Annotated in this window: 2 protein-coding genes; both read left to right on the top strand. The window is 47.9% G+C overall.

What is annotated here, in order from left to right:
- Positions 1 to 14 precede the first annotated feature (14 nt).
- Positions 15 to 6,563 carry an AMP-binding protein gene (locus AC5JQI_RS12920; RefSeq protein WP_493912453.1) on the top strand — a complete coding sequence of 2,183 codons (6,549 nt, stop codon included), beginning with the start codon at positions 15 to 17 and terminating at the stop codon, positions 6,561 to 6,563.
- Positions 6,560 to 11,578, top strand: coding sequence for a beta-ketoacyl synthase N-terminal-like domain-containing protein (locus AC5JQI_RS12915; RefSeq protein ID WP_493912452.1), 5,019 nt, complete (start codon positions 6,560 to 6,562; stop codon positions 11,576 to 11,578). Before AC5JQI_RS12920 ends, AC5JQI_RS12915 begins: the two co-directional genes overlap by 4 nt.
- Positions 11,579 to 11,585: the final 7 nt, after the last annotated feature.

Raw genomic sequence — 11,585 nt, 5'->3', positions numbered from 1 at the left:
TAGGAAATCGAGAAATGTTTACTAATGATCCCATTGCGATGAACGCAAAAAAACAAGCATTAAAAGAGTATGTTCAGCAACAATTGGATACGGAATATCAGGGATGCCCCTTTTTTGTGGTAACGCAATCCGTATCGGGAACGGAGGATGTCACGGCCTCATTCCCACTGCCAGAAAAACTTAACAACAGAATTTTCTCTATGGCAGCAGCTTCTCCGTTGCACCGTCTGTCGCTGTTTTCCGCCTGCATTAAATATCTCGCATTTTTGCATTGCCATGAACCTGAAGGCAGTTTGATTTGGGCGCTTGGGGGGAAAGAGTTGGCAGGTAACCTATCAACGTTTACAGGGGCTTATCTCGTTCCGAACAAATGGAGCCTGACAGAAAAAGGGTCAGAGCAACCGGTAAAACGCTTGTTTGGTGAGGAGCTTATTCAATGGAAGCAGGTTGCTGCTCTACTGTCTGATTTGCCGCCCAAAATGGTATCGTCCGTCATACCTCAATTACCGCAGATTATGGTGGGGTATTCGGAGACCCTGCCACCTTTTGCGGCGGGGGATTCTGATGAGAATATCAATGAGGAGATGGATGCAGCACACGATTCATTTACGGACGATTTATTCACCGGCTGCTCATTGAGTATCTGGTGCCATGTTCGCCCGGAAAAAACCGATTTGTATGTGCGTTTTGATCCGAAAAGGGTGGATTCTGAGTTAATTGCGTTGTTGATGGAACGCTTGATTCTGTTGTTGGGCAGCATGATATCTGAGCCGGTTGCCCCGCTTGCATCCATGTCGTGGATAACATCGCAAGAGCGGGAACGTGTGCTCACTTTATCCGCACTGCAACCGATGCAACCACTGCAATATCAAAATGTCGCGCAGGCGGTCACAGCATCTATCCGTGACAGAGCGGATACGCCATTTCTGGAAGTCGGCGATCAAACCGTTAACTTTATGCAGTTAGCACAATATACAGAGAGATTACTGGCTGATCCTCAGTTACCCCAGTGGGAAGCATTGGGGGATTGTGTGTTGATTGTTGGCTCTAAAGGTATCGAAACCATGCTTGCTGCAATGGCGTGTATTCGTATCGGCAAGCCGTTCTGCATACAGTCAGATACCATCCCGGAAAGGCAGTTGCTGGATATCATCGGGTTGCACCAGACCAGAACGGTTCTGTTGCAGGAACATTGCAGCCCGATGGAAGCGCTTTTCCGCCAGCAGGATTGTCGGGTGGTTATATTGCCTGAATATCATCCTGCTTCTTTGGCACAAATGGCACAGATTTCAGATTCGGCTTTATTGGCTGAGTTGCTGAGCAAAGGTGAATCCGTCAGCCCCGATGAAGCTTTGTGTGTCGTGATGACTTCCGGCAGTGAAGGTAAACCGAAAGGCAGCCTCAATACGCACCAGGCATTGCTCAATCTCAGTGCTGAAAAACACACGCTGAATCGTTCGGCAGGTTCGCGTGTTGCGTCCGTATCCAACCACTCGTTTGATTATTTCATTCTGGAGTGTGTACAGATTCTGACGCAAAACATTGTCTTGGTGATAGCCCCAGAAGACGCGCGCATAGATGCTAAAAAATGTGTCGAATTCCTGCGGGAAAAACAGATTGATCTGTTATTTACCACTACGGTTTTTGCCGAAGACATCATGGAACAGGGCGATATTCCCACATTGCAGCAGCTCTATTTTGGGGGTGAGAGCCTAAGGACGCTGCAAAAAAATAATTACCAATTATTTAACCTCTATGGTCCCAGCGAAACGGGCGTTGTTACCACTTATTTACCCATTGAACACAATGATCAAAAAATAACTATCGGCAGGCCATGTGGTGGTTGCCAGTGTGCGGTGGTATTCCCCGATACTCTGGAGCTTTGTCCTATTGGTGTGCCGGGTGAATTGTTGATAGGCGGTGTCGGGGTCGGTATTGGTTACCTTAATCGTCCCGATCTTACTGAACAGGCTTTTATCAGCCTGAATACGCAATGGCTGAAAGGAAAATATTATCGCAGCGGAGATCTTTGCTGCTGGGATACTCAGGGTGAAATTGAAATTCTTGGACGACGTGATCGCCAGCTGAAAGTGAACGGTTTTCGCATCGAACTGGATGCTGTAGAAAAAAGTGTGCTGGATTTGCCGATGGTGTCCGAAGCGGCGGTAATAAGTCTGGAAGACAAACGGGGACACGCGCTTTTAGGTGCCTTGATTGTTGCGATGGAGCCGTCGGTGACAGAGCAGGATATCAGGGAGGCATTATTAAACCGGATGCCGACTTATATGGTGCCAAACCAGATTGTTCTGGTGCCGGAATTACCGTTGACGCATACAGGTAAGTTGGATCGGCAAACGCTGAAACAGATGCTTGGTAAAATGATGCCCAATGAGAATGCCCGCCCCATCGGTGCCACGCAAGAATGGCTGGCAGCCTGTTGGGGGCAGCATCTGGAACTGGAAATTGAAGCTCTGTCGGTGGAGAAAAGTTTCTTTTCTCTGGGAGGGCATTCGTTGCGGGCGGTGCGGGTACTGGCGGATATCCAACAACAGTTTGGTCCGGTGATGACGTTGCAGGAGTTTTTCAAAAACGACACGATCGAAATGCTGGCGGAATTTATCGATCTGCGTAGTTCCGGTAATGAAAAAGTAATTGCTGATGATTTCTGGCGTTTGCTGGAAACACCCCCTGTGATTTCGGCCGACGGACTTGGGGTGTTATCAGCACAAGAAGCCCGTCTGTATGCACAATATCGTCTGGATACTGAATCACTGGTTTGTATTTTACCGCTGGAAATTCCCTTGCCAGACGGAATTTCTGCTGGTGCGGCAAAACAGGCATTGCAGACGTTATTGGATCGCCACGATATTTTGCGCAGCCGGTATCGCATCAATGATGAAGGTATCCCCTATGCAGAAATATTACCGTCACTGAAAGTGGAGCAGGTGCTGTTTGATGATCAAAGCCAGTGGCTGCAAGTCCAGAGACAGGTTTTTGATTTGGAGGACGGCCCGCTGCTGAGAGGGTATTTGCAGGGTATAAACACGCAACAAGCCTGCTTGCAGTTGCAAATCCACCATATTTTAGTGGATAAGCCTTCACTGGAGATCCTCCAGAAAGAATTTGAATGTGTGTTGAATCAGATTCCACTCCCTTCTGTCGCGCTGAGTTACAGGCACTATGCCGCGACGCTGATGGAAGCCCGTCAACGTCCTATCTGGGGACAGGCTGAGGCATTCTGGAAAGACTATATGTCTGGTCTGGAATTTGACCCATTCGGGCATGGAGCTATAGAAGTGGGCGGGAAGTTAGAGTTGATGTCTTGGGAGTTGGCGTCAGAGAATAAAGCAGAAGTGCAACGGTTGTGCCGAGCATTAAATATCACCCCCGCCATGTTCTTCCTGTCGGTATGGGGGCTTACTGTCGCCCGTGAGGGACACAGCGATCAGTTCTCTGTCTCCGTAGCCAACGCATTGCGTCCGAAACACGCACTGGATACGGTGGGAATGTTTGTATCACTCTCTCCTTGTGCGTTTCGTTTTGATCATCCTGTGGGTTCTTTTGAGCAATTTGTCAAGAAATTGGCGGATGAACAGTGGCAATCCGCTGCTTACCTTTTTTTCCCCGTTGAAGAAGCCTTTGCGTTGCTCAGCAGTGATCCAAGAGTGTTCGGCAGAAACCCGTTGCTGAATGTCTCCTATGTCTATATTGATGTTGCGGATGAGATCGGAAAAGGAATATATGGGACGCAGGATGAGGAAGATTTGTCGAAAGAAGCACATGGCCCGCTCAATCTTTCTGTCATTCATTCCGGGCAAAGTTGCCGGTTGGTTCTGGAATCCCAGTTTGGCGTCTTCACTGACTTACAATTAGCGGCTATCGCAAACAGTTATCAGGCGATCTTGCAGCAGATTTTGCATCAAGATCCTGCTGCTTTGCCGGTTAATGAATTGATTGCGTCCGACGGGCAAGATCAGAAAGCGTTTCGTCCGATACAATGGCGTGCATCGTATACTCCTGTTGATACCATGCTGTTGACAGCATTCCAGACTTTGGGCACCCGTCCGGCTGTTATTGACGATGAAAACGATGATGAAAACATAGTCACTTGGGAAAGGTTTGCGGAACTAACAGCGTCTTATGTACAAGTGTTGAATACGGTCTCGATACGGAAAGCACTCATTCTCGGGCACTCAGGAAGTCATATGCAGGCTTTTTTGGCTGCTTGTTTTCTGACACGCACAACTTATCTGGCATTGGAAATCGATACTCCAGAAGAGCGTATCAAAGAAGTCCTTCGCCATGCGGAGCCGGATTTGGTGGTGAATATGGATATCGGTACCGGAATCGGTACTGTTACGGTGGATTGGCGTGATTTTCACAGTGTGAAATCCCGTGATGACAATCCTATTGCGTGGATATTGTACAGTTCCGGCACAACCGGTCGGCCGAAAGGCATTTGTGTCACTGCAAATGCAGCGGCGCAGTATGTAGATTCCCTTGTCAATAGGTTAGGACTGAACAGCGCATTGCAGACAGAAACAGAGCAGGGATTGCGCATAGTCCAGCAGTTTTCACCCAGCTTTGATGGCCATATTGAAGAAATTCTGTTGTCTTGGGCGTTGCAGGGAACAAGCGTTGTCGCCAATCGCTATAGTTTATTGGATGAGCGTAAAGCGAAAGCATTTTTGAGCCGTTACCGTCCTGATGTTATCTCTGCCGCTCCGGCGCTTTTCTCTGCCTGGAACCGTATGCCGGATCTGATTCCGTTACCCGGAGTCTGTATCAGCGGTGGTGATTTTCTGGTAGCCGGAGATATCGACCAACTACTCGGAAAAACGCAGATCTGGAACAGCTATGGCCCGACAGAAACCTGTATTGCTGTTTCGATGGTAGATTGCGCACAGTTGACATCTGACACGGCACTTTCCATTGGTATTCCCTTTGAGCATGTCGCGTTTGCCATTGTTGATACAAATGGCACCCGGCTCCGTGCCGGTCAATGGGGAGAGTTAGTTATCTATGGTGATTTTGAACATCATGGCTATTTGGAAGATCCGATCCTGACTGTAAGTAAATTCGGTCAGGATCAACGGGGCACTTTCTTCCGTACGGGTGATTTGGCGATGGCGGATAAAGACGGTCTGTTTTATCTCAAAGGACGTATGGATGATAGCTGTAAAGTGCGCGGCAATTTTATTGGTCTGGGTGAACTGGAAAATCGGGCCAGACAGTATCCGGGTGTTATTGCGGCGGGGGCTGCGGTGGCATTTGCCGGAACACCTGAGGCTTGTTTGGTGCTGGCGGTTGAAGGCGCAGAAAACCCGGGGCAGGAAAATATCCAATCCGGGCTGCAACAATATTTGGCCCGGCATTATCCTCGCTCTCACCTGCCATCAGCGATATTTCCGGTAGAGAGTTTGCCCAGAACGGATGTCGGTAAGATGGACAGGCAGCAGATTGTGACGTTGTTCCAGATTTGGTTCGAAAATGAGCAAAAAATACAGGAGGAACAAAATCCGGCAACTGATGAAGTCCTGCAAAAACTGATGGATTGCTGGAAAACATGTCTGGGTTACAAAGGAGCACTAACACTGAATTCTGATTTCTTCCTGATATCCGGTTCATCCTTGAGTGCTGTTCGTCTGGCCAGCCAGCTGGAAACCCTGTTTGATGTGATATTCAGCCCTGTCGATGTATTTCGCAATGCCACCATTGGTGAACAGTGGTCATTGATTCAATCACGGCAAAATTCTGTTGGAAATCCTGAGGCGGTCTTAAGGGAACGCTGCCTGAATACGGATGATCCGGCGCTTCCCAGGCTGTTATTACTGCCGCCCGCGTTAGGGGGATTGATGGAGTTACAGGCACTGGCGAATAATTTGGCCGGCCGGATCACTGTCTCTGTTCTGACAATACAGCCCAGTACGGCTGAAAACCTGTCTGAATCGGCATTTAAAGAGGTGTTGCTGAATACCTTGAAGTCATATGTTAAAACATGCGAAAACCCTCTTTCACGGCCACTTTGGTTGGGTGGTTATTCCCTCGGTGCAGAGATGCTGGCGGCATTGCTGCAACAAATGCTTTTAGCACAAGGCGATTTATTGAAACGTGTAGATAAACTGGTATTTTTCGATCCGAATCTGAAAACCGATGTATTTGATGGCGACGGGTTGTATGCCGGTTTTATTCAGCTATTCCGCGATATCAATCATCAGGCCGGAGAAAATACCGAAATTAGTGCTGATATTAATATCGGGAAATTACGGCAGGTATTCCCGGCTCTCTATCAAGAGTGGCGTCATTATTGGTTACAGCATCAAATCCTTGAAAGCAGGACATTCCATGAGCGAATACTGGCTCTGTCATTGAATTCTATTCCCGTTGAGATGTTCTTCTCTGATGAAGCAGACAGCAAAGGCATTGCCGGGCTGATGCAGCAACTGGAAGAACGTCGTTCTGCTCTTTGTACTGTCCGTCGTTACAGCGGCAGCCACGTTGAGTTCATTAAGCAATTATCCCCTGATGATTTTATCGATTTAGGACAAGGTAAGGGATCATGAGTGCAGAAATAAGAGAAGATTTGGATATCGCTGTTGTGGGGTTGTCAGGTCGGTTTCCGGGGGCAGAAAACAGCAATGAATTCTGGCGAAATCTGTTGATGGGCGTGGAGGGAATCTCACGCTTTACGGAAGAGGAGTTAATTCAGGCAGGACACGATATCAGCAAGATACGCAATAAAGACTTTGTACCGGTCAACGGTGTATTGGCAGGAGCGAATTATTTTGATGCAGAGTTTTTTGGCTACAGTCAGGCAGAGGCGGCGCTTTTAGATCCACAAACCCGTTTGATGATGCAGTGCGTCTGGCATGCGTTGGAGAATGCCGGTATTGATCCTGACAAGCGCGGGCGCAATATCGGGCTGTTTCTGGGAGCCCGCAGTACGGTGCAATGGACGATGCAGGCGATGTTGTCTGAACAGGTTGAAAATGTCGGCGGTTTTATGGCTTCACAATTAGCCAATAAAGATGCCATGAGTACGCTGATCTCTTGGAAACTGGGATTGGAAGGCCCCAGTTTTACTCTTCAGACAGCCTGTTCTACCAGCTTGGTGAGTGTGCATCAGGCTGTGCAGAGTTTGCTGAGTGGTGAATGTGATTTTGCTGTTGCGGGTGGTGTCAGTTTATTGCTGCCGCAACTAAATGGACATCTCTATCAGGATGGAATGCTGTTTTCAAAAGATGGGAAAACCAGGGCATTTGATGCGGAAGCCACCGGCAGTGTGTTCGGGAGTGGTTTGGGAGCGGTGGTATTGCGGCGGGCGGGGGATGCGATTGCCGATAATGATCCTATCTGGGCAATTTTGAAAGGTTCCGCCATTAACAATGATGGTGCCCGCAAGGTAGGTTATACGGCACCGAGTGTTAAGGGACAGGCGGAAGTGATTCGCTCCGCTTTGCAAATGGCTGAAATGGGTGCCGAAGATTTAGATTTTATTGAATGTCATGGAACAGCGACCTCATTAGGGGACAGCATTGAGTTTATGGCGTTGCGTGAGGTTTTCAATGAAGGAAAATCTGCCGGCAAAATGACTGGGGCGTTAAACCAGTGTGCATTGGGGGCGGTAAAAACCAATATCGGCCATTTGGATTCGGCTGCCGGTATTGCTGGTTTTATCAAAATGGTGCTGGCTCTCAGATATGGTGTTATCCCTCCGACCCTGCATTTCCAGCGCCCTAATCCGCAGTTGGAATTCGAGCAATCCCCATTCTATATCAATACGCAAGCCGAACCGTGGTTGTCGAAAGCCGGAAAATTGAGAACGGGTGGTGTGAGTAGTTTTGGTATTGGCGGAACCAATGCACATATGGTACTGCAAGAGTTTATACCTCCTGAATATATCTCCGCCGGTTCAGATAGTGGTGATAACGTACCTGAAACCTGTTTTTTTCCATTCTCCGCGAAAAATAAAGTCTCACTGGTGCTGCAACTGGAGTCAGTATCCCAATGGCTGGTATTGCAAACTGATCTGGATTTGAGCGCGTTATCTCATACCTTGAGTAAACGGCATAATTTTCCATGTCGGGTGATGTTCGTGGCAGATTCAAAATTTACCCTGATGCAGCAAATTAAAGCCTATCTGGAACTTGAGGAAGAAGGGGATGTATTAACACTGACCCTTAATTTTTTGCAAAAGAGCACGGTGTCGCGGGAGCATCTCCCCGAAAAACAGGAAGCCATCACCAATTGGATATCCGGTCAGACCAGAGAACCCCCAAAGATATTTTGGGCTTCCTACCGAGGGCAGCCACTTACAGATGTTCCCGGTTATGCTTTTATGCCTGAAGAGCATGGCACCGGGCATATTACAGACAAAATTTGGACGCAAGTCGCCAATATTATTGCTGCGCCTGAAAGTAAGAACTTGTCTAAAAATTCAGCGGGGTTATTACTGCCATTCTGGAAGCCTGTCCGTTTACCGAAAGTGTCACAGGGGGAGAATAAGCCTCATGCTGTTTTGTTGCTTGATCAATCTCTGGCATCACAATCAAATGATTGGGTAGATAAAAATCAGTTTGAGGTGGTCAGTCTGGATATTCGGTGTCCGGTGCAAATCCGAAATGCACTGACAACGCTGTCTGGTCATCAGCCAAAGAACCCGCCTCTGGTGTTATCACTGACGTTTCCGCCGGATAGTTTTTCTTTTGCGACAGATTCACTGCAAATATTATCTGAATTGGGCAAGGCGCTCGCGGAGACTGATTTTTCTGCATTTTCTTCTGTGCATATTTATTTGATTGTGCCTGAGATGGCGATGGATAACGGATATTTGGCGGAATCATCGCTGACGGAAGCGGCACTCAAGGCTTTGGCTCTGGTAATGCCGCAAGAGATCCCCGGTATCGCTTGTGCGTTTCTATATTTACAGAATTTAAACTTATTGAATCCCGGTGAAAATGGGCTATCGGATTCACTGACCAGATTGTTGCAAACATCATTGCATGGTCCCCTGAAACTGAATGCCGAAGGGTTATTTGTAGAAGATTTCCGCTGTCCCGATACAGAAGAAAATGAGGTGGTAGAGGAATCCCACTTCATGGGGAAAACCTATGTCATCACCGGTGCGGGCGGCAGAATGGCTAAGGCGATGGCGAATGTGATTGCGCGGCGTTTTCAGGGACGGTTGGCACTGATCAGTCGTCAGGCCGCAGAGACTCCGGCGATGCAGCGTTTACAGACTGAATTGAAAGAAGCTGGCGCTGGCGCGGTGGAAATTTTCCCGTATGCGCTGGAAACTGAAACGGGTGCGTTGGCATTGTTTGCGTCTATCCGTCAGCGTTTGGGGGATATCAACACCGTCATTCATGCCGCAGGAGTTACAGATGGCGACTCTTTTTCTCCATTGTCACAACTCAATGCCGATCATTACCATGCGCAACTCATGCCGAAAGCACAAGTGGCGGAAGTGCTTGCTAAGGTATTCGAACATATTCCGGTTGAATATTGCTTTGTGACCTCTTCTATGTCGGTATTTTTGGGTGGGATTGCCCATGCGCCATACGCTACTGCGAATCTGTTTCTGGATGGCTGGACGCGAAGACAGAACCGGCGGCCACAAAGTCCTCGCTGGATTGTGGTGAACTGGGAAACGATTCATTTTGGTGAGGAACATCGGGGTGATGAAATTACTTGGGGAGCAAATGAAGTCGCGCTTTCCGGCGTTGAATTTCCTGCCCTGTTCGAGCGTAGCTTGCGTGAATACGATCGTGAAAATCAGAAAATCTTCTCAGCAGGGCAGTTTATGGACAGATTGTATACGTGGGGAGGAAGGCGGGCGACCAATAGTGATGACCAACTACAAACTGTCAACCGCATCAGATTAAAGCCCAGACCAGAAACGTTGACTTCCGTTTATCAGCCAGCCGTTAATGAGATGCAGAAGGAAATCATCGCCATTTGGAGTAGCATCCTCGGCGTTGACAATATCGGTATTGATGACAAATTTATGGAACTGGGTGGTGATAGTCTGAAAACTATCGTTATGGCGGAAAAGGTGTATAAAAAACTCGGTAAGCGAGTGTCCATTCAGGACTTTTTTTCCCAACCGACCATACGTGAGATTGAAAGGCAGTTTTCCAGTGAACAGGACATCTCTCATCCTGCCTTGCCGTCCATTGATCCGTCCGAGCCGATTATTGCCAGCGCGGATCAGGACTTACTGTACATACACCAGATCACATTTGCTAACGGTAGCTACAACATGCCGGTAGCCTTTCAATGTCCACGCTCGTTCAGTGCAACATCTATCGCTGAGGCGATAGAGCAGCTGGCGGATAGACATCCGGTATTGAAATGCTTGTTTAAAAGAGAGGATGCGAATTTAGTGATGTTGCCCCAGCTTGACGCCAAAGTCGGGTTATCGGTGCTTGAAGCGGGGGAAACAGAGGAAGAGAATTTTGCCCGTCTTGAACAATTCGCCAATATGCCTTTCGATTTGCATACCGAATTGCCCATTCGCGCAATGATGATCACTGGCTCAGATTCGGCACTATACCACCACGTGTTGATTGTTGTTCATCATATTGTCTGTGATGCCATTTCTCTGGGCATTTTGACTCATGATTTTCAATGCCTGTTGCAAGGGCAATCCCTTCCTGTACCGGAGTATAGCTTTGCCGCTTACCAACGCTACAGACTGGAGTCCGAAAATGAAGATAAAGTTCGGAAAAATAAAGCCTATTGGCTCGCCAATTTATTGCCTTTACCTGCACCGCTATCGTTACCGGTGGTGGATGATTATTGCTGGGATTGGCGTAACGATGCCGGAAATCATCGGGGGATCACACTGGATAAAAGCCTTCCATTGCAAACCGGAGCGGAAATAAAACAGCTTTGTGATGAGCTTGGTCTCTCTCCGTTCACCTTTTTTCTTGGGGTGTTTGGCGTCTTGATGGCAAAAATTGCCCGTACTGAATCTTTCCTGCTTGGTGTTCCGGTAACTGGGCGTATGCAACCGGAAGAACTGGCATTGGTCGGTTATCTGGTCAATATGCTGGCCTTGAAAGTTGAGCCGGAGGCAGACGTAACAGTGGCGGATTATTTGTTGGAGCTTAATGCCCGGTGGACTGAAAGTGTGCCTTATCAAACTTATCCGATGAGCGCGTTGTTGGAAGATCTCAGCGCTGAATGTAATTTTCAGGATCGTAAGGGTAAACATCCGCTGTTTGATGTGGTGTTCGGTTACCTGCCATTGAGCCTGAATGGGGCAGATAAGTTTGATGGGGAAAATGAGTTTTCCCGGCTTGAAATGACACTGGAGGCAGTCAAGTTCGATTTGGCGATGGATGTGTCTGAAACCCGTGAATCTTTTGACTGCACAATACAGTTCCGTCAGCACATGTTCAGAAAAGATACCGTGATGGTTGTGTTTGATTACTTCTTTACTCTGATAGATGAAGTCATTGCCAATCCTGATGCGGAAATACAGGAACTACTCACTGGTCTCAATTATGGCTATGCATCAACGGCATCCGTTCAGATAAATGATCGGGATGTAGATGCAGAGTTTAATTTTTAGGGGGAAA

Source organism: Xenorhabdus sp. XBWT, assembly GCF_059072735.1.
Note: the sequence above shows the minus strand (reverse complement) of the source record. Positions and strands in the feature narration are given on the sequence as shown.

Excerpts from the sequence above, each read along its gene's own strand:
- AC5JQI_RS12920 (WP_493912453.1), top strand. The coding sequence starts at position 15 with ATGTTTACTAATGATCCCATTGCGATGAACGCAAAAAAACAAGCATTA.
- AC5JQI_RS12915 (WP_493912452.1), top strand. The coding sequence starts at position 6,560 with ATGAGTGCAGAAATAAGAGAAGATTTGGATATCGCTGTTGTGGGGTTG.